This is a genomic window from Psychrobium sp. MM17-31, from assembly GCF_022347785.1.
In the GTDB taxonomy this organism is placed as follows: Bacteria; Pseudomonadota; Gammaproteobacteria; order Enterobacterales; family Psychrobiaceae; genus Psychrobium.
Genome location: NZ_JAKRGA010000004.1, coordinates 218,767 through 239,772, shown reverse-complemented (window position 1 = coordinate 239,772; position 21,006 = coordinate 218,767). Strand labels below are relative to the sequence as shown.

The following is a 21,006-nucleotide window of genomic DNA, read 5'->3' as shown; positions in this document are numbered from 1 at the left end:
TTCAGATTACTTTTTAGCTGTTTGAGAGTCATCGTAAACTTAGGTATTATCAATGCTGTCATTCGCCAGAGAATCCACCATGAGAAACAAAGCTACATCCTTCGATATCGCCTATCACGCAGGCGTATCTCAATCGACGGTTTCTCGTGCATTAAGTGGCAGCCCACTGGTTAGTGAAGCCACTCGCCAGCGCATTCAAGCCATTGCCAAAGAGCTCAATTACAAGGTAGACAAAAACGCCAGTAATTTACGCACCCAAAGCAGCCATACCATAGCACTGTTGTTGTTTGAAGATGCGGCCATTGATGAATCCAATATCAATCCATTTTACCTTTCGATGCTCGGCAGCATTACCAAGGCCTGCGCTAACGCGGGCTATGATCTATTAGTATCATTCCAAGAAATGAAGGGCGACTGGCACGCAGAGTATGAAGATTGCCACAAAGCCGACGGCTTAATCCTGCTTGGTTATGGCGACTACTTGGCCTACAAGAAAAAGCTCAATCAACTCATCGAACAAGAAACCCATTTTGTGTTGTGGGGCGCCGATGACAAAGAGCTAAGTGCCACTTCGGTGCGCTGTGATAACCAACAAGGTGGCTTTGAAATTACTCAGCACCTGATTGAGAGAGGCCGCAAGAAAATTGGATTTATTGGTGAAGCAACCGAGGCAACACCTGAGCTGCTAGCCCGTTATAATGGCTATTGCAAAGCGCTCAAAGCCGGAAATCTAGCTTCAGATAAATCGATGCATATTGATGCCAAGATCAATGAGATCTCAGGCTATGAAGCCACAAAAACACTGCTCGAAAATCACAAAGATATCGATGGTATTGTCGCAGCCTGTGACTTAATGGCTATTGGCGCTATGCGAGCCATCACTGATTTGGGTTATACCGTAGGTGAAGAAATCGCAGTGGTTGGTTATGACGATATCTCAGTGGCACAATTTACCAATCCGCCGCTCAGCACAGTGCGCCAAGACACAACACTGGCTGGTCAGTTAATGGTGAAAAACCTTATCGAACGTATCCAAGGCAAGCCAACGTCAGGTTCAATCATCGAGCCACAACTCGTTATCCGCGAGTCTTGCGGGTAAAACTAGTCACTCCCGCAATCACTTTAAATACTGAATGTTCATAGCATTCAGTCATTTAAGATTTACTTTCCCAGTTGTAGTCCTCACAATTTGCCCTTACTATGCAAGCACGACTTGTTTATATCTGGAAAAAAAGTGGCGTCTGCAACCATTCTTATCGTCGATGATCGGCCCGACATTCGTTTAAGCGCAAGCTTTCTGTTAGAGGACAATAACTACCAAGTTCTCGAAGCTGAATCGCCTTATCAAGCGCAGCAAATCATCGATAAAAATTCTGTGTCGCTTGTGTTACTCGATATGAACTACGCGCTCGATACTACGTCTGGTGATGAAGGATTAGAGTTATTGCGATGGCTATCGAAGAATCACCCACAGGTTCCTGCAGTTGCAATGACGGCATGGTCGAATGTGGAACTAGCGGTAAAATCGATGCAAATTGGCGCCAGTGATTTCATTGAAAAGCCATGGAAAAATCAACGCTTACTTCAAGTTATTTCCCAACAACTCACCATGGCGGGGTTAAAACAACAAAATCAACGACTCCATCAACGCCTTGAGCCTGAGCCACAAAATAGCTACCAATGGCGCTCACCTTGTATGGTTAAGTTACTGCAGCAAATAGACAACGTGGCGGCGACCGATGTCGCGATTTTACTCACAGGCGATAACGGCACGGGTAAAAGCCAGCTCGCCAAACACATTCACCAGCGCTCGCAGCTGGCCGACAAGCCGTTTATTAGCGTCAACATGGGCGCTATTTCAGAATCACTATTTGAAAGTGAGATGTTTGGTCACACTAAAGGCGCGTTTACCGATGCGAAATCCAGTCGTATTGGCCGTTTTGAGCTAGCGCAAGAAGGCACGCTATTTCTTGATGAAATTGCCAATATTCCGCTATCGCAACAAGCCAAACTATTACGTGTGGTTGAATCAGGTGAATTCGAACCGCTTGGCAGTAGTAAAACTCAGCAAACACAATGCCGATTAATCAGCGCGTCCAATGGCGATTTCACGAAACTTATTGCTCAGGAGCAGTTTCGAGAAGATCTATTTTATCGCCTCAACACCCTAGAGTTTCGAGTGCCATCGTTGCGGGAAAGACTCGACGATATCGTGCCACTAGCCGAGCACTTTATGGCGGAGTTTGCCAAAAAATATAACCGCCAACCACCATCCTTTAGTCAATGTGCCAAGCAAGCGCTGCTCGCTTATCAGTGGCCAGGAAACTTGCGTGAACTAAGCCATGTGATTGAACGCGCTCTACTACTGTCAATGCCAAGCGACGACAATCCTGTGTTAAACGAAGCCGATCTTCCTATCACCACAGCGAGAAGTAATAGCGATACCATGACCTTTATGACGCTAGAGCAAGCGGAAATAAGCCTTATAGAACAAGCTCTGGCGCGCACCGAGAAAAACGTGCCACAGGCGGCGAAGTTACTAGGGCTTACTAAGTCTTCACTTTATCGCCGATTGGAAAAGTATGATCACATTGCACGCTAATCGCTCTCTGGAGTCTTACCTAGCTATTCGCTTTGTCTTGTTGACGGCAGTATTGCTCGCGTTATGTGGAGTCATACTTTATCAGCTTGAAATGGCACCGTGGAATATTGCCATTTTATTGGGACTCATCGGACTGTTTTGCGCCATTACACTAAATAAGATTTATCGCCGAATAATCGCAACATACGAGCGCAGCTTGTTACATATCGAGTCGATGCGCGTTGAAGATTATAACCAATACGCTAAGTCAGATTTTAAGCAAGGTACCGCTGCCGAATTGCATCAGCAACTTAGAGCCCTGAGCGAACATTTAGCAGAGCAAAAGTCCCGCTACGATCAGCACGCCTTTTTGGTGTATCAACTCATTGATCAGTTAAACATTCCGATTTTAGTCTTTAATCAAAAAAATAAATTGAGCTACGCCAATGGCGCATTTTCGATGCTTTATGCGCAGCCGTGGCAAATGTTTCGCAATGCCTCCCCCAAGCTACTCAACCTGAGTAAGCGTGATAATAAATGGCAGCTCGAGAAGCAAAGCCAGCAATGGCAAATTAGCCAAAGTGAATTCATAGACGACGGACAAACTCATCAACTACTTGTGTTCACCAACATCGAATCAGTTAAACGAGAAAGTCAGCAGACCGCATGGCAACAAATTATTCGGGTTATGAGCCATGAAATTCGTAATTCGCTAACTCCAGTGTCTTCGTTAGCGGAAAGCCTCGCCACGCGCAGCAGTAGCGAACGAGATCAAAAGGCGCTAGCGCTAATTCACGAACGCTGTCATCACCTGCAAGACTTTGTTAGTCGTTATTCGTCGCTATCTCAGCAATTTAATCTCGCGCCAAAACAAATAAACACCGCGCAATTAAAAGAGCGCCTTAACGGCCTGTTCAACGAGCAACAACTGGATATTTCGCTACACTGCCAATGGTTATGGGCCGACCAAACCTTTTTAGAACAAGTGCTTATTAATCTGATAAAAAACGCAGTGGAAGCCGGCGCAAATGATATTGCGCTCGCCATTAGTCAGCACGGCAAGCAACATGAGATAACAGTAACCGACAATGGTCACGGCTTTGCCAATCTCGATAATCTATTTGTCCCGTTATTTACTACCAAAACACAGGGCCAAGGTATTGGGCTTAATTTTTGTCGCAACATTGTCGAACAACACAACGGCTCTATCGCATTAGAAAACAACAAACAAGGTGGCGTGACTGTCACGATCAAACTGCCTAGCAACATCAGTTAAACAACAGACAATCCTCAGCTCCCTATCAGTCCGATATCGAAAGTAGCCAGTCCGATATCGGACCAACAACTGTCTCCATACTACCACAAACAATATAAATCACTGAATTATAAGAAGATTAAAGATTGGCACGCTCCTCGCTACACAACAATAAATTATCGAATAATTCCGAGGGCGTCATGGACGTAGTTAAAACAAAAAAGAAAGCCACGATTAATTGGTCTAACAAAACGTTGTTAGTGGTCGGCATCGCGGTGGTTGCAGTGTTAGCGCTTTGGGCTAATCAAAGTGCCAGTTCGGTATCAGTTAAGCGCGGCGAGATTTTGATCGACCAAGTTAAACGCGGCGATCTCGATGTGATTATCGAAGGATACGGCAGCCTCAAGTCAGACAAGCAGCAGCTTATTACGGCGTTTTCCCGCGCAACGGTTAAAGAAATCGTGCTTAAGCCCGGTGCTAACGTAAAAGCCGACAGCGTCATAGTGTTGTTAGATAACCCTGAATTACAACAGCAACTAGACAGCGCCAAGCGTGCCCTGAGTCAGGAAAAAGCCAATCTACGCCAACTAAAGCTCAATCAACAGCGTGAAAAACTCAATGAAGCTGCTGCATTGGCACAAATTAACGCGAACTACGAAACAGCTTCACTCAAACGTATTGCTGAAGAAAAACTAGAAAAGCAAGGCATCGTTTCGACCCTCACTTTCCAGCAAACATTGCTGAATGAGCAACAACTTAAAAAACGCATAGCCATTTTGAAACAGCGCCTAGCTCAGCTCGATTTAGTTCACCAAGAAGCAGTGAGCATCGCTCAAGATCGCGTTCATCAACAACAAGGCCTATTAGATATCGCCCAAGCTCGCCTCGATAAACTAACGGTACGCGCAGGTTTCGATGGTGTGTTACAGCGTCTATCAGTGGAATTAGGACAAAGCCTATCGGCAGGACAAGAAGTAGCATTGATCGGTAGCGTTAGCGACCTGATCGCCCTTATTCGCGTACCACAAAGCCAAGCACAACAAATCGAAATCGGCCAATCAACCATCATAGATACGCGCCGCGATAAGATTATGGGTACTGTATCTCGCATCGATCCTATTGTTGCGGACAATACCGTCGAAGTAGAAATTGAACTACCAGAGCAATTGCCTGCCAGCGCTCGACCAATGCTTAATGTCGACGGTATTATCACCGCCGATACCCTGAAAAACGTCCATTACATCCAGCGTCCACCAAGCATTAAATCCAATAGCAAGGTATCGCTTTATCGCGTCGATCCACAAACACAGCAAGCTGAGTTAGTTGAGCTGAAATTAGGCCGCCAAGCAGGCCGCTATATCGAAATCATTTCAGGAGCGAAAGACAATCAACAGTTTATCGTTTCCGATCTATCAAACATCACTAAAACCGCAACAGTGCTAGGCATTAAGTCTTAGTAGCGCATTAGTTAAACAACAAGGAATTACCCATGAAAAATATCAAAATAAAAATGAAAAACATCGCTAAGGTCTTTGAAACTGATGAACTCGAGACACATGCCCTCAAGAGCATCGATTTAGAGATTTACGAAGGTGATTACGTTTCGATTTCTGGCCCGTCTGGCTGTGGTAAATCAACCCTGCTCTCAATTTTAGGGTTGTTGGATATGCCAAGCGGCGGCGAGTACTTTATCGAAGACGTTAATGTTACCGACTTATCGTTGGATATGGCGGCGGAGATCCGCAGCAGTAAAATTGGATTTATCTTTCAGTCGTTCAATCTAATCGATGAATTATCCGTATTCGACAACGTTGCCCTACCGCTGCGTTATGGCAAAGCCAAGCTGAGCGATGAACAAATCAAAGCGCGGGTTCAAGAGTGTTTAGAACTTGTAGATATGAGCCATCGTATCAGCCACAAACCGAATCAGCTTTCTGGTGGTCAACAACAGCGTATCGCCATAGCTCGTGCGCTTGTTGCCAAACCAGCGATTCTGCTAGTCGATGAGCCAACAGGTAACCTCGATTCTAAAAGCGGTGATCAAGTCATGGATGTGCTAGAGCAGCTAAACAAAGCTGGCACCACTATTTGTATGGTAACTCACGATCCTCGTTACGCCGACATGGCAACGACTCAATTAAAACTGCTAGACGGCGCTATCTTAACTACGCCAAATCTTGAAACAGTTGAGCAGGAGGCAGTATGAGTCAGTTTTCCTACCAACAAAAACAGGCATGGGCAGGTTTAAAGAAAAAACCTGGTTTCATCGCAGCCATAGTCGCGACTATGGGGACGACACTCGGTGCTTTACTATGTGTACTTACCTTGGCTTACGTGTTAATTGCTAAGCCGTTGCCTTATCCAGATCAAGAGCAGCTGTTTCAAGTAAACAACATTTTTAGCAATAACAAAGGCGAACGCGTTGGCAATGCTTTCACTTACCCGGGTTTGGTGCACATGTATGAAAACCAAGAGGTATTTAGTGACTCAGCTTTACTTTATGCGTCTGAAGATGTGTTGATTAACTCACTTAATCAGCCAACGCTTGAAATGTTGTTTGTGACACCTGAATACTTCGGGCTTGTTGATGCACCTATGGCATTGGGTCGCCGCTTTGAAGAGACTGAAGCAAAAGATACAAACAATCCAGTAGCCATTATTAGTTATGACATGTGGCAACAACAATTTGCTGGTGACGAAAATATCTTAGGCAAGAAAATGGATTTTAGCGGCAATAGCTTTTCCATTGTCGGGGTGTTAGCGCAAGAATTCGTTGAGCCAGAACTTTATGAAACAGGTGTCAAAACTAGCGTATTTTTACCGTGGGACTACAATCACGCTAGCCCGCGCTTAAGAACAGCTTGGGGAAACATTAGCAACGCTCAAATGTACATTGGCAAGCTCACTACACCAATGACCATTAGCCAAATCAATCAAACGCTAACCGCTTTGGTTAATGACAAGTGGCAATCGGAAGTCATCTCGATCGAATTCTTCAAGGGCTGGAATATCGCGATGGATACCAAGAGCTTTAAGACCGAAATTCTTGGTGACAGTGAGCGCACGGTGTACCTATTGCTCGCTGGTGTTATAGGTTTGGTATTGATTGCTTGTGCCAACATCGCCAACTTGTTTATTTCTCGCACCGCAGAGCAGCAACGCCAATTGGCGATTCGCGCCGCCGTAGGTGCAAATAAAAAGCACCTATTTAGCACGATATTCGCCGAAACTAACTTGTTGATGCTACTTTCTGTAGGCATTGCATTAGTTATTGCCAGTGGTGGTTTCTATATGATGCAACAGTTGTTAGCACAACAATTACCGCGCGTTAATGAGCTATCTATCAACTGGTTTACGCTGAGCTGTGCCGTGGTGATCGCCTTTGGTTTGGCTGTGTTTTTCGCACGACTTAGCACCCGCATGATCAACTACAAAGCCCTTAATTCAACGCTGCAATCAAGCGGTAAAGGCACTGGCGTACAGGTGTCACAAGGTATTCGCAAATTGCTTATCATCAGTCAGGTGACTATAGTGACAACCTTGGTATTTATTAACATCAGCCTATTTCAAGACGCTAAAGGGTCGATTGAAAAGCCGCTAGGTTATAACACGGCCAATCTAACAACCTTGTCGTTATCAGTATCGGCGACTACGACACCACCTGAAGCAGAAAGAATTCCGGTGATGAACGAGCTGCGTCAAAAACTCATGGAATTACCGCAAGTTGTCGCCATCAATCAATCGAGTGCACCACTTAATAACTTTAGTCTCAACGCACAAACGTCAGTTGCTACTAATGAGCGTTTCGTCGTCAATACTAAGTTTATCGACCAGCACTATTTTAATATGATTGGCCAAACTATGCTCGAAGGCGATAACTTTACCGCAGCCGACATCAAGGATGGCAACGCAGTGATGATTATTAACACTGCGTTTGCTAAAGCCCTAGCGCCGGAAGGTAGCGCTATTGGTCAACAAGTTAGCTTTGGCGGCGATCAAGTTGCAACTGTTATTGGCATCGTAAAAGGGACCTTGTACCCAGGCCAAGAAGAAATTCCAATGCAAACTTATCGCCCTGGCTCACAAGCGAGTACGGTGATGACACTGCGTATTGCAGATGGCCAAGAGCTAACACGGGAACAAGCGGTTACCGTGCTCAAAGAGGTGACGACGCAATACACGGTATTTGATTTAGTGAAAATGGACGATCGCCGTGATGAAATGCTGTTTACCCAATACACCACAGCGGTAACTAGTGCCGTATTGGCCGTGCTAACAATAGTTCTCTCGGCAATAGGTTTATACGGTATCTTAAGTTACAGCACGCAAATGCGCGGCTTTGAAATAGGAACACGGATGGCCATTGGCGCTAAGGGACGTGACATTATCAAGCTTATCGTGCGCGAAAACACGGGCGCTGTGAGCATTGGTATGGTGATTAGCGTGATTCTATTACTTGGTGGCTATATCGGGTTCCAGAGCGAATTAGCTGATTACTTCTCGCTACAACTCATTCCGGTGTTTGTTGTAACGATAACGACCATTGCCGTTATCGCCTTATTCGCCTGTTACTGGCCACTACGCCAGTTCATTAACCGCCCAGCAATACATTCACTGCGCGGAAGTGAATAACACAATAGCAATAACAAACCGCTTACCCTAGGGGTAAGCGGTTTGTTATATCATTTCGAGCACCTTATTGATGGTGTTTAGGTTGCGCGCAGTTGCCGCCACGCCTAAGCAAGACTCCATGTTACTCGCCAATTTAGAGCGGCCAATACCTTCTGGTGCAAACAAATACAATACTCGACCATCCAACCGATATTGCTCGCTAGGCAACTGATATTGTTCAACCTTCTCATGCTCCAATTGAGGTGTTTTGCTACAGATAAAACAATGCACCGTTTTACCTTCTTGTTCCGCATAAGGATTTTTCGCAGCAATACTTTTAAACTCACTTGCCGTTATCGCCATAATCTGGGGCCGAAAGCCATACATAGTTTCAACGATATCGCCAACGTCCTTGGTCGGCTCATTACTGCTAGATAAAACGATATTTCCCGACTGAATATAGTGTTTAACATCGCTAAAGCCTGCTTCTTGTAGTGCTGTGACCAAGGGTTTCATCGCCACTTTATTGTTGCCGCCGACATTAATTCCGCGAAACAACACCACGTACTTGGTCATTATTGATCTCCTTGCGCAGCAGCTAACTTACTAATGCGACTGTATAAAATTTCCGATAATTCCCAGTTATATCCCTGAAAATTGGTGGTGTTAGTGAATTGAATAATCACGGTATCTGTCTCGCTATCGTAACGGGCAATACTTTGATAACCGGGAACTAATCCGGTGTGCTCAAACTTGTACACATCTTTGTAAATCGCCTGTTCTTTTTCGTTTAACAACGAACCATCATTTAACGCGCGTAAAAACACTGCTACATTTTGGGCAGTGGCAATCATCGAACCATAATAGTTTTGCTTTAAATCGTCCTCAATTCCCACGTAATAACCACTCATAACTTCACCGACTGGCGCTTCTCGAATGGAGTTATACATATTTGTTATGCCCAGTGGTTTAAGCATGGTCTGGCGAATATATTCAAAATGATTGTAACCAAGGGTTTTATCCATCAGCTCTGCCAACAACATGTAGTTGGTGTTGGAATATTCGTAATCAGAATCAGGTGCAAAACTGGCTGGTAAATCTAGCGCCAACTCAATCGCTTCGCGATCGTTTTGGGGTAACTCATCCCAAGAAAAGCGCGGGCTATCGATATAGTTAGGTATCCCACTGCGATGGCGCAACATCATCCGCAAGGTGATAGATTCGGAGTTCTCAATTCTATCTTTTAAATCAGGAAAGTACTCGGCAAGCGTGCCGTCTAACGACAACTTTTGTTCATTAACGAGTTTTACTGTCGCCGCAGCAACATAGAGTTTGCCAATACTGGCAATCTTAAATAATGCATCGGGATCGGCAGGCGTTTTTAACGCTCTATCGTGATAACCTGCGCTATAACGCTGCGGCGCTTCTCCGCCCTTATCAACATAAACGATAGCCCCATCAAATCCCTGTTCTAACGCACGATTCAATTCCTCATCAATGGAATTGGTTAGCGGCGGTAACCAAGCGAAAACCAAACTCCAAGGCACAAAAATCACCGCCGACGAGATGCCAGCAATGGCTCCAAGAATTCGTAAAAATTTGATAGTTTTTGACTTATCTTTCATGATGGCATATCACTTAAATGATTCGTTATTTTTAAATCAAACAATAACATAAAATGTTGAATATAATTCGATGCCATTAGTTTTCCAAAATATACTCTATGGATATATCAATAGCCTATTCGCTATTGTTCTCGGCTCCATATCTGCAGGAACAATCCTCACTATTGAAAGTGCTTTCAATGTTGGTTTTTCCGACCTTCTGCTTGGGTTTATTATACACACGACATTCTTCCTATTCGGTTCACTACCTTTTTGTGCAATCTTTAACGCTATTATTGGTGTTCCGATTTATATCCTGAGTTTAAAATTTAAAAATCAACAGAAATTGATACTCCCCACTCTGGGTTTAATTTCAGGAATGATACTCGTTATCTGGTATTTTGATTCGCTTACGTTTTCGATAATTGGTGCTATTTACGGCGGATTGAGTGGTTATTTATTTTGGCGTGGTGCTACTAACATAGATTAAAAGCCATAAAAATGCCGCTAAAAAGCGGCATTTATCATTATTGAGTCGGTAAATATCTAAAACTACTTACGTTTAAACTGGTCCGTTAGTTCACTATAGTTATCCCACACCTGCTGATCGGCGTATGAGCGTAACAGCTTAACGTATTCAGCATGGGTCCAAGCCAGTGGTGTTGCACCATTAGTGCCCTGACCTAACTTGTAACCGTACTTCTCGTTGCTGCCAACGCCATCCCATACTTGCTCTGGTAGCATCATGCCTTCGTTAGCAAATAGCTCCATGGTGCGTACGTAAGTGTTACGCAGTTTATCCATGGTTGGTGAGCTTACTTGCTGCTCTTTTAGCTTGGCAGCAGCTAACTCATAATGACCGCGTTCGCCAGTGAAAAATGGCCATACACGACCGCGTTGCGCTTCGATGTTTTGACCTGTTGCGTGATAACCACGGCCTTTGATGATGTCTTCGCCGTAACCGTCGTTACCGTAGCGACGCCAACCCGGGAAAGTGCCTTCTACGCCGTCAAAGGTAAAGTTGTATTTAACACGGAGGTTATCTTCGATGTTTTGGCTGTCGTATTCTACTAATGAATCTAATACCGCCGTGTCATCGGCACTGCGAACACCGTAACGCACAAGCTCTAAGAAACCGCCATCGACGATGCTCTTCTTATCAAGCCCCGGCTTACCGTTGTTATCATTAAGCTTTTCGCTATCGTTAACATCTTTATCTTTGTTGATGCGAATGTAATAGCGACCATTATCATCACCTTGAGTAAAGGCACCTTTATCGGTGAACATCAGTTTTTCGATATCGCCAGCGTATTTAGTCGCCGTTTGTTCGTATAACTCGGCGCTAACTTTATCGCCAGCTAGTTTAGCGATATCAGCCGCTGCCGCTAAACCTGTAATAATAGCTGCGGTGGTCGATGGTGAATGACCAGATTGCTCTTCCCAACGCTCTTGCTGGGTCATTGGTGGTGTGATCTTAGTGTTGTTCCAATCGATATTTACCGTACCGCCTTTCACTAGAAAATCGGCTGCTGGCTTTAGCATCTTGTTGTACCAAGCGACTAGCTGCTCATCTGATAGCACCTTGTTTTGCCACAGCTTCCAGCCAAGCATAATCGGCATTGCTGTTTGATCTAACTGCACGCCAACCCATTCGATAGTGCCATCAACATGAGTTTTTTGCAGGAACCAACCGCCATCGCCTTTGTTCTCTTTAAACTTATCTGATACCTGCACCTTCTCAAGGTAGTTAAATGATACTAAAGGAGTTTCTTCATCGCCAAGTGCAAGTAATGCCATTGCACACTGATAGAAATCACGTGGCCAAACCGCTTTATAGCCCGTGTGACCTTTCTCGGCAGAAACCGCATCGCCCCAAGGGTTAGACAATGATGCGATAAGCGCACCGGCATGAGTTTTATCTTCTTGCGCCTTTAAGACCAAAGCGCTGGTGTAAAGTAGCTTACCGTTGTCGGTGGTCATCTCGGTCATCGCAGGTAAACCAGACAAACTTGCTAAATAATCTTCCCAACCTAGGTGCTCACCTTCACCGTTGTAATGGGCTAACACGTCTGTGTAACCGCGCTTAAGTGACGCTTTAGCGGCACTTTCACTGTCTGCCTTTGAGTGACCAAAACCAACGGCGATGTCGTATTCGACCGTTACGCTTTCTTTGCCATTTAGGGCAACTGGTGCAAACTGCGCCGTTAAACCAACGTTACCAGTCACTTCGCCTGTGGTTTGATACTGCCAGTCCATAGTGCCGTCTTTAAGATCGGTTAAGCCATCTGATTCGCCGATAAAGCCCACTGAAGTTTTAGCAAAATCAGCATCACTCAGCACAGTTAGATAACTGCCGCTATCTTCTGCCGATAAGCTGTCTTTAGTCGCAATCGCCATGTCGTTGCTACCATTGTTATTGACATGCGGATTAACAACTAAGTTGGCGGTAATACCGTCTTCATAAGCGGTGAAATAGGTTTTCACGAACAATGTGTTTTCGCTAGGATCGGTAAAGATGTGCTTTTCAATGCTGTATTTACCTTCTTTATCCTTATTAACGATTTTGTACGCCAAAGAGAGCGGACGGCCAGCGTCGTCTTTATAAAGATAATCGATGGTTGATACGGTGTCATGTTGCTCTGTGTCGACAAAGCCTTTACCTGTCACCACAAACTGCATGTCTTTAATTTGTGCTTCGTGAATAAGACCAAACATAGTTTCGGTAATAATGCCTTGCGCTAGCGAGAACCAAACTTTCGAGACTTTGCCCGTCGCCGCTTCATCGCTGTACGCTAAATCTTTATAGGCTTCGTAAGAGCTACCGATACCCGTCTTGCCTGCATAGGCCCACGTTGAAGGCGCGCCCGGAGCACCTGGTGCAGCAGTAATAGCAGGCGTAGCGGCTGTTCCTGGCGCAGACGATTTTTCACCACACCCTGCAAGGCCAAGGGCACTAGCAAGAGTTACGGCAATAAGGCTTGGTTTAAATAATGGTTTCACGACAGACTCCTATTGTTGTTGTGATGGTGTCGTTGAAGAATGTGGATCGCTTACGAACAGCGTTGATACGCCAGCAATAATCATCGAAGCGCCGCCAAGTGCGAGGGCATAAATCGTTTGACCTTCAAACAGGTAACGCACTAATACGCCGAGAATACTCGCCGCTAATAATTGCGGAATAACGATAAAGAAGTTGAAAATACCCATGTAGACGCCCATTTTGTGGGCTGGTAGAGCGTTTGATAGCAATGCATAAGGCAATGACAAAATCGATGCCCACGCAAAACCAACACCCACCATAGACACTAACAAGTAGTCTGGATTTTCAATGAAAATAAAGGAAATCAAGCCAGCAGCGCCCAAGAACATATTCACAAGATGACTGACTCGCAGTCCCATCTTGCTGACCATTACAGGAATGAGAATAGCGGCGATGGCGGCAAAACCGTTGTAAGATGCGAATAATACACCAACCCAATCGGCGCCATCATTATATAACTGACTCGTAGTATCTGTGCTGCCAAAGTGAAAAGCGGTTACCGCAGAGGTGGTATAAATCCACATCGCGAACAGCGCGAACCATGAAAAGAATTGCGTTACCGCCAGCTGCTTCATCGTCTTTGGCATGTGGAATAAATCATTCACCACCTGATAAAAACCATTGCTAATCGCTTGGCGCTTAACCATTAAGCCGCTGATTAATTCAATCAGGCCAAAGGCAATTAAACCAGCCGCAACTAGGTATAGTTCTTTGTCTAGCGAATTGGTGTAAATAAAGGCTAGGAAAGCGCTGCCAATTAGCGTCCAAATAGCAAAACCACTGAAGTATTGCCCTGCTGTGCGATGCTTTTCGACATGCGCCGCTTTAGATGCATCTTCTGCAGCTTCAAATGCCGCAAGTTGCTCTGGTGAATATTCTTTAGTGCGATACACAGTCCAGCCGACAGCAGCTAATAGCACCACAGCACCCGCGTAAAACGAATAGGTTACTGAGTCTGAAATCTGCCCTTCTGGCGCAATGTTAGCAACATCAAACCAGTTAGTTAGCATCCACGGTAATGCCGATGCGACAATAGCGCCGATACCGATAAAGAAACTTTGAAAAGCGTAGCCCGTCGGACGTTGTTTTTCCGGCAACATGTCACCAACAAAGGCGCGGAACGGCTCCATGGTAATATTGATAGATGCATCCATAATCCACAGCGTACCCGCAGCAATCCACAATACAGGTGCGTTAGGCATTACAATAATGGCAAGGGAAGTAACAATGGCACCATAGAGGAAATAAGGACGACGACGACCTAATTTGTTCCACGTATTATCACTCAAATAACCGATAATCGGTTGAACGATTAAACCTGTCAGCGGCGCAGCGACCCAAAGAATAGGCAGGTCATCAATCTCGGCACCTAGGGTTTGGAAAATACGACTAACATTGGCGTTTTGCAGCGCAAAACCGAACTGGATGCCTAAGAATCCAAAGCACATATTCCAGATTTGCCAAAAGCTCAGGTTAGGCTTTTGTTGCGACATAAACACCTCTATTTTACAACGGTCGAAATAGCCATTGATAATATAGCGAGCGTCATTTTATGCCTAGGGATTTGCATACGTATTCATCACAATTTTGCAACAATCTTCAGCAGCAAACTCACTCAATAACGATTGATCGGAGCTGAGATTTCATCCGTATTTAGAGAGTAAATAGCTTGCTAATTTATTGATATAAAACATAGAAAAAAGACTCAAAAGCAGGCATAGTAATGAGAATTATTTTCAACTAAAGATAAGGGTCCATTATCATGACTAAATACCTAGTAAGCCTAGCGCTACTTTTCGCCTCAAGCTCTGCATTCGCCGCTAATTGCGCTGTCGAAATCGAAGCCAACGATGCAATGAAGTTCAACAAAACCGAAGTTACCGTCGATTCAAGCTGTAAAAAAGTGACTTTAACGTTAAAACACACTGGTAAACTGCCAGCTAATGCAATGGGTCACAACTGGGTAATGACATCCAGCGCGGATGTGACTAATGTCGCCAGTGCTGGCATAGCGGCAGGCCTAAACAACAACTACCTGCCTGCTGGTGATAGCCGAGTGATTGCAGCAACTAAAATCATTGGTGGTGGTCAATCTGATACTATCGAAATTGATACTAGCAAACTAACTAAAGGCGGCGACTACGCGTTCTTTTGTTCGTTCCCTGGCCACTGGGCAATTATGAAAGGTAAAGTGACTGTCATTTAATTTGTCACTTTGGCGCGATCATCTCAGATGAATCGCGCCTATAACTATTTCGCAGCATTCGCTTCTACATAAGCTTTAATATCTGCCAAATCTTGCGCAATCATCTTAATCATCGATTTCTTCATAAACACACTCATTACCGACGATAGTAAATTAACCCAAAACGATTCCGACGTTCCGGAAAACTCCATGGTTAACAAGGTTTGCTCACCTTGCTGTTGCACCATTAATTTAGACACATAGACAGCCCCGTGATTCTCAGCCCGCGTTTGATAATATTCGCCATCGACACAATCGGTAATCCACATTGTCTCAGTCGCTTCTTTACCAAACATCTCACGCTTTTCTCGCCATTTAAACCCAATCCATCCTGATTCCGGCCGTTCAAGTACCTCTAGACTTAAAATTCCGGCTATCCAATTCGGACAATTTTCAAAATCTGTTATTACCTGCCAAACTCGCTCAGCAGAACTATCAATGGTTGTGTTAACGGAAATCTTCATGGCTACACCTCAAGTAAGAATAATAGCTATAACAAATGTAGGCTAAAAGATCGACAATCTAACCGACGTTCTAACCGAAGTAGCGTTCAACGAATTGAACAGAAGAAACGCTATTATTTTGAAATTTAATTACTATGTGGATGAATCCTTTAAATACCTACAAGCTTAAACTTTCATTATTTGAGAACATAAATATAAAATTAATCTTTGTAATCAATAAATTAAGCTTATAATATTTACATTCTATTACACTTAATATAGTATGCTGCGCTGTCATAGAAGACGATAATCAACGGATGAATTTAATGAAAATCATACACCTTTTTATAACCTCACTTATTTTATTTTCCCCTTACTCTTTTGCAGAATTAATTGACACTAAAACTCATAAAAATAGCGTCTACTTTCTGTTTTCTTCTCCAAATAAAATTGTGGAATATAGTCTCACGGAACAAAAGCTATTGGCGCCTATTGAGCTTACCAAAGCGCCAACAAGTTTTGCTATTGACGACGATTACTTCTATTTATCGTTTGAACGTGAACTTTCTAGAATTAACCGACAATCGAAGGTTTCTGAATTCGTTAAGAATAGCTCAAATACCATCACCAATATTGGATTATTAGCACGACACATAACTTATATGGACGGTGACACTTTAAGTGTCATTGACAAAGCATCATTATCAAACGTTGAAAGTAAAAGCCTATGGTACTCCTCTGATAAGCTCACTACATTAATAACAGAGCAAACTATTATTTATAGAGATCAAGGCGTCAGCCCTTCAGATATTCATAAAGTAACCCTAGATGACGCAGGAAAGTTCGTTGCATCTATAGAAAGCCCTTATCATGGTGACTACCCTTCTGCAGATACTTTATTTTTAAACACTAGTGAAAATAAAGTATATGATAATGCTGGTATAAGTTATTTCGTTGCGGATCTAACTTACGCAGGAAGCATTTCTGTAAATGTCGAACATATGGCGTTTTCAGATGACAATCCTATCGTTCTTTCCGAAAATGCACTTCACTTGTTCAATAGCAGCAATCAGGAACAAGGTAGCTTCCCTCTCACTGAAAGTGCGTCTTATATTGCAGTAAATGATGATATTGTCACAGCTTTTTCTATTTCAAATGATGATATTTCATTCACTAGTTATGATATCTCAGAATTTAAATTACCAGAGGCTGGACAGCCAATAGATGCAAATTCCATTAGTTTTATACCCGAGATTTACAATACCGATGGCAAAGACATCGTCTTTATGCTTGATAAGGAAAGTCTCAGCATATTTAGATGGTCAAAAGCCCAAAATGACTACGTGACATCATATCCTTTATTATCGCCACCAAATTGGATGACATACTCAGATGACCATAACCGCCTATACCTTGGATATGATAGTGGAAAAATATCTTATTTTGATTTAAGTAGCGATAAGCCTACAGAACAGCATTTAACTTCATTAGCACAAAAAGTACTAGGCCTTCTAGCCGTCGATAAATACTTATTCGCAGTAGATGCATCAGGAGCGTGGTCGAGCCATTACACTTTAGATAAATTAGGCAACATTGTTAGCAGAGAAGAATGGCGCCATCCAAGTCAATTATATGTTTGGAACGATAAAACAAACCGAGTTTATCATTTTAGAGATGGTACCTCTCCTAATGATTTAGAGTGGGCAGAAGTTGATCCTATCACTGGACAACTTACTAACGATGGCGACTCTCCCTATCATGGAGATACTCTGGACACTACTCCACCGCTGATCATTTCACATGACAAAACTAAATTGCTCAATGGAAGTGGACAAATAATTGACGCGACTTCTTTAAATGTAATTGACAATATCGCTAACGATATTACAAGCGCAGTATGGTTAGAAAACCAGATTATTACTATAAAATCAGGGAGTAATTTACTACAGACATGGGCAAGTAACTACCAATTATTGGACGAATACTTCTTTAATGGAAACACTTTAGAGCGAGTAATTCCTGTTACAAATTCGATAGTTGTAGTTGAAAAGATGAATGGAAAGGTTCATTTAAATGCTTACGATTTTTCAAATTTACCTGACACAGACAAAGATGGAATCAACGATCTAAAAGATAACTGCATCAATGAAGCAAACAGTAATCAATTAGATACAGATGCCGACGGAACTGGCGACATATGCGACACAGATGATGATAATGATGGTATTTCTGACTTAGCTGAAGTAAGTGCCGGCTTAGATCCTCTGCAGAGTGTTGATGCATTACTAGATTTAGACAATGACAAATTTTCGAACTTATTAGAATTTATTTCAAATACAGCTTTAGACAATTCAGAAAGCTTCCCTGAAGCAATAACCAATGTAAAAGAAGAGTTTGAAGATAAATTACCAATCAATTTTTTCCAAAATAACACCACTCACATCAAACCATGGGAAATTGTTTTAGACGCTAAAAATAACTACCTATTACGCTCAGTAGCAGCCCCTGAGTCACAGCATAATAGTGAAATAAAGTATATAAATAGGTTTACTGCGGGGCTTGCAGGCATTGAAGTAAAAATTGAAGGCTGGGATGATTATCGTCATAAGCTAGAAGTAAAAATCGATGGTAATGTTGTAGATACAACCTCTCACTCTAAGTCAAACGGCTGGATATTATATCAATTTAAAATTAGCGAAGGGGAACATGTAATTAGCTTTCAGTTTGTAGGAAAGTCATCATACAACGTTAATGGCTCTAAAGCTGAATTTAGCCTAGATAACTTCTCATTTGGTCAAGATTCTGATTTTGATGGTATTTCAGATCCTTCAGACAACTGTCCAAACACCACTAACCCTTATCAATACGACAATGATGAAGATGGCATTGGTAATGAATGTGACACAGATCCATATGGACAAGATGAAGATAATGATGGCTATGGTGATGGTTTTGATAATTGCCAATCTATTGCTAACCCAGAACAACTTAATTTTGACAATGATGGTTATGGCGATGCTTGTGATAGTGATATTGATAACGATGGATTATCTAACGAGCAAGAAGAGTTATACGATTTTTTAAATCCAAAAGATGCCAGCGACGCACTGAAAGACTTTGATGGAGATGGTGCAACAAATTTATATGAAATTACAGCAGGTAAAAATCCAACAGTAAAAAATGATTATGTAGAGTTTAACTTATTAGATTATTACCCTCTGGGCGACATTACTATGTTGTTTGAAGAAGGCGAGCAAGAATATACTCTTGAAATGTCCAAGACAGATAACAATAATCTTTACAATGTTATAAACGGAAATGGAGATAATTATACACTAGAAGTATCAGACACCTGCCTACTGGTGAAAACTGTCGTTGATTCTGAAGGAAACTTACCAGAGTCCGAATTAACGAATTGGTGCATACTACCAAGAAATCTTCAAGTCGGAGAGTATAAGTCTACTTCGGCAAAATCAGCAAATAGAGACATATTTACTAATGAAATTATTGAAAAATTCAATGTCACTATCGTACACGAAATATCCGATTTTGGAACAAAGACATGGAATGGTCAGTCTTATGATTATGTCGAACTTAAAGAAACATATAAATACTATTCCGATAAAGAAAACCTCTACATGTTTGAATATTCTTCGAATCGAATTTATCTGAAAGGAATAGGTCTTTCCGACTCAGGAATTGATGGAGATAAATTAAAGTCTATCAATTTAAGTTCAATTAATGAGAGTTTCTTAACTAAAGAGCCTCCTACACCAGAGCCTGAAATAAGCAATCCCGAAACGAAGTCATCAAGTGGTGGTTCTATTGCTTACACATTGATTCTATTGATAGGATTGATCGGACTTCGTAAAAGTAGATAGCCCTTTACCATAGTAGAGCGGAGCTAAAAACTCCGCTCTAAGATTCCTAATTTATAAATTAGGAATCTTGAATTATATATCGTTAATGTAAAACTGCGGTTAGTCAGATAGTTTCCTAAACAATCTTCAACAAGGAAACTATTATGCATTCATCAAAACTTTTATTTATCGCTATTGGCTTATTCACTGTGAGCGTATTTGCCGAATCGTCAACTGAGTTGGACGAAGTAAATAATCGCATTCAAATTGAGAACACCTTGAATAATTATATTCAAGGCACTTCCTATTCAAATCCCAAACAAATCGACCGCGCCTTCGCGCCACAGGCTAATTTGTATCTGACAAAGAAAGACGCGCCACATTGGATAGTACCAGCCACCACCTATCGCAGCTGGTTTGAAAACAAAGAACTCGGTAAATTCACTGGCCGAATTGGTGAGATTATCTCAATTGATATCGCCGACGATGTCGCCATGGCCAAAGTTGAAATCATGATCCCCAAAGGCCAAGCACGATTTGTCGATTACATGCTACTGAAGAAGCTTGATGACCAATGGCAAATCATCGGCAAAACCGCATCTAAAGCAGCATCTAATCAACACGGCAAGCGCATTCTGTTTATTGTTTCTAGCCATAGTTTTCACGGAGATTCAAAGATGCGAGCTGGTACTAGCTTTTCTGAGTTAGTAAATGCTTACAAAGAATTCAAAAAGGCGGGCTATACCGTTGACTTTATGAGCCCAGATGGCGGTGCTGTCTCCCTCGCCTACATTGATACATCGCTACCGAGCCACAAGAAATACATTTACGATCATCAATTTATGCATGCGTTAGCTCACACTAAAACACCACAACAAGTGAATGCCAAAGATTACCGCGCAGTGCATTATGTTGGCGGTAGCAACGCCATGTATGGTGTCCACGACAACCCACAAATTGCCGCCATTAGCATGGAGATCTACGAACAGCACAACGGCATAGTATCGTCGGTTTGTCATGGCACGGCGGGCATTGCCGACCTAAAACTAAGTAATGGTAAATACCTCATCGATGGTAAACGCATTAGTGGCTACCCAACCAAATTTGAAAATACCAAAGCGGACTATTTCCAGCATTTTCCATTTGATATGACTAAGCACCTGCGACTGCGTGGTGCTAACTTTGAAATTGGTGAACGCGGTAAACCTTTTGCGATAACCGATGGTCGTGTCATCACTGGCCAAAACTATCAATCATCATCTTTGGTTGCTAAGCAAATAATTGAAAAACTACAGCAATTAGACGCTAACAATTAGTTACATCTAAATGAGGTATATTTGCTCAATAAATAACACTTATGGTCGATA

General features: G+C 42.8%; 15 protein-coding genes. 10 read left to right on the top strand and 5 right to left on the bottom strand.

Annotated features, from left to right (window positions below; genetic code table 11):
• The first annotated feature begins 79 nt into the window (after positions 1-79).
• From MHM98_RS13805 to MHM98_RS13780, 6 genes are all read left to right on the top strand, one after another.
• Positions 80-1,099, top strand: a complete 1,020-nt coding sequence (locus tag MHM98_RS13805; RefSeq protein WP_239439932.1) for a LacI family DNA-binding transcriptional regulator — start codon at positions 80-82, stop codon at positions 1,097-1,099.
• Between the two features lie 135 nt (positions 1,100-1,234).
• The gene (locus tag MHM98_RS13800) at positions 1,235-2,602 is read left to right on the top strand and encodes a sigma-54 dependent transcriptional regulator (protein ID WP_239439931.1); all 1,368 of its coding nucleotides are present in this window, start codon (positions 1,235-1,237) and stop codon (positions 2,600-2,602) included.
• A complete protein-coding gene (locus MHM98_RS13795; protein WP_239439930.1) occupies positions 2,583-3,857 on the top strand; it encodes a HAMP domain-containing sensor histidine kinase in 1,275 nt (424 codons plus the stop codon). The genes MHM98_RS13800 and MHM98_RS13795 overlap by 20 nt, the downstream gene beginning before the upstream one ends.
• A gap of 179 nt (positions 3,858-4,036) precedes the next feature.
• Entirely contained in the window at positions 4,037-5,293 is a 1,257-nt protein-coding gene (locus MHM98_RS13790; RefSeq protein ID WP_239439929.1) for an HlyD family efflux transporter periplasmic adaptor subunit, read from the top strand.
• Between the two features lie 32 nt (positions 5,294-5,325).
• The gene (locus MHM98_RS13785; RefSeq protein ID WP_239439928.1) at positions 5,326-6,042 is read left to right on the top strand and encodes an ABC transporter ATP-binding protein; all 717 of its coding nucleotides are present in this window, start codon (positions 5,326-5,328) and stop codon (positions 6,040-6,042) included.
• Positions 6,039-8,468 (top strand): ABC transporter permease, encoded by a 2,430-nt coding sequence (locus tag MHM98_RS13780; RefSeq protein WP_239439927.1) that lies wholly within the window; start codon positions 6,039-6,041, stop codon positions 8,466-8,468. The genes MHM98_RS13785 and MHM98_RS13780 overlap by 4 nt, the downstream gene beginning before the upstream one ends.
• Before the next feature lie 45 nt (positions 8,469-8,513).
• Here MHM98_RS13780 and MHM98_RS13775 read toward each other — a convergent pair whose 3' ends face one another.
• Together MHM98_RS13775 and MHM98_RS13770 are read right to left on the bottom strand one after the other, a co-directional pair.
• Positions 8,514-9,023 carry a DUF1697 domain-containing protein gene (locus MHM98_RS13775; protein ID WP_239439926.1) on the bottom strand — a complete coding sequence of 170 codons (510 nt, stop codon included), beginning with the start codon at positions 9,021-9,023 and terminating at the stop codon, positions 8,514-8,516.
• Positions 9,023-10,072, bottom strand: a complete 1,050-nt coding sequence (locus MHM98_RS13770; RefSeq protein WP_239439925.1) for a serine hydrolase domain-containing protein — start codon at positions 10,070-10,072, stop codon at positions 9,023-9,025. Before MHM98_RS13770 ends, MHM98_RS13775 begins: the two co-directional genes overlap by 1 nt.
• Before the next feature lie 70 nt (positions 10,073-10,142).
• On the opposite strand from MHM98_RS13770, the gene MHM98_RS13765 reads away from it, so the two are divergent.
• Positions 10,143-10,541: a hypothetical protein gene (locus tag MHM98_RS13765; RefSeq protein ID WP_239439924.1), complete on the top strand. Its 399-nt coding sequence runs from the start codon at positions 10,143-10,145 to the stop codon at positions 10,539-10,541.
• A 62-nt stretch (positions 10,542-10,603) separates the two neighbouring features.
• Here the strand turns inward: MHM98_RS13765 and MHM98_RS13760 are convergent, their stop codons facing one another.
• Both MHM98_RS13760 and MHM98_RS13755 read right to left on the bottom strand, forming a co-directional pair.
• Entirely contained in the window at positions 10,604-13,051 is a 2,448-nt protein-coding gene (locus tag MHM98_RS13760) for a glucan 1,4-alpha-glucosidase (RefSeq protein ID WP_239439923.1), read from the bottom strand.
• A gap of 9 nt (positions 13,052-13,060) precedes the next feature.
• Positions 13,061-14,584: an MFS transporter gene (locus MHM98_RS13755; RefSeq protein WP_239439922.1), complete on the bottom strand. Its 1,524-nt coding sequence runs from the start codon at positions 14,582-14,584 to the stop codon at positions 13,061-13,063.
• A gap of 269 nt (positions 14,585-14,853) precedes the next feature.
• Between MHM98_RS13755 and azu the strand changes: the two genes are divergently transcribed.
• Entirely contained in the window at positions 14,854-15,297 is a 444-nt protein-coding gene (gene azu, locus MHM98_RS13750) for an azurin (protein ID WP_239439921.1), read from the top strand.
• A gap of 44 nt (positions 15,298-15,341) precedes the next feature.
• Here azu and MHM98_RS13745 read toward each other — a convergent pair whose 3' ends face one another.
• Entirely contained in the window at positions 15,342-15,800 is a 459-nt protein-coding gene (locus MHM98_RS13745; protein WP_239439920.1) for an SRPBCC family protein, read from the bottom strand.
• A 305-nt stretch (positions 15,801-16,105) separates the two neighbouring features.
• Between MHM98_RS13745 and MHM98_RS13740 the strand changes: the two genes are divergently transcribed.
• Both MHM98_RS13740 and MHM98_RS13735 read left to right on the top strand, forming a co-directional pair.
• Positions 16,106-19,660, top strand: a complete 3,555-nt coding sequence (locus MHM98_RS13740) for a thrombospondin type 3 repeat-containing protein (RefSeq protein WP_239439919.1) — start codon at positions 16,106-16,108, stop codon at positions 19,658-19,660.
• A 143-nt stretch (positions 19,661-19,803) separates the two neighbouring features.
• Entirely contained in the window at positions 19,804-20,955 is a 1,152-nt protein-coding gene (locus tag MHM98_RS13735; protein ID WP_239439918.1) for a nuclear transport factor 2 family protein, read from the top strand.
• Positions 20,956-21,006: the final 51 nt, after the last annotated feature.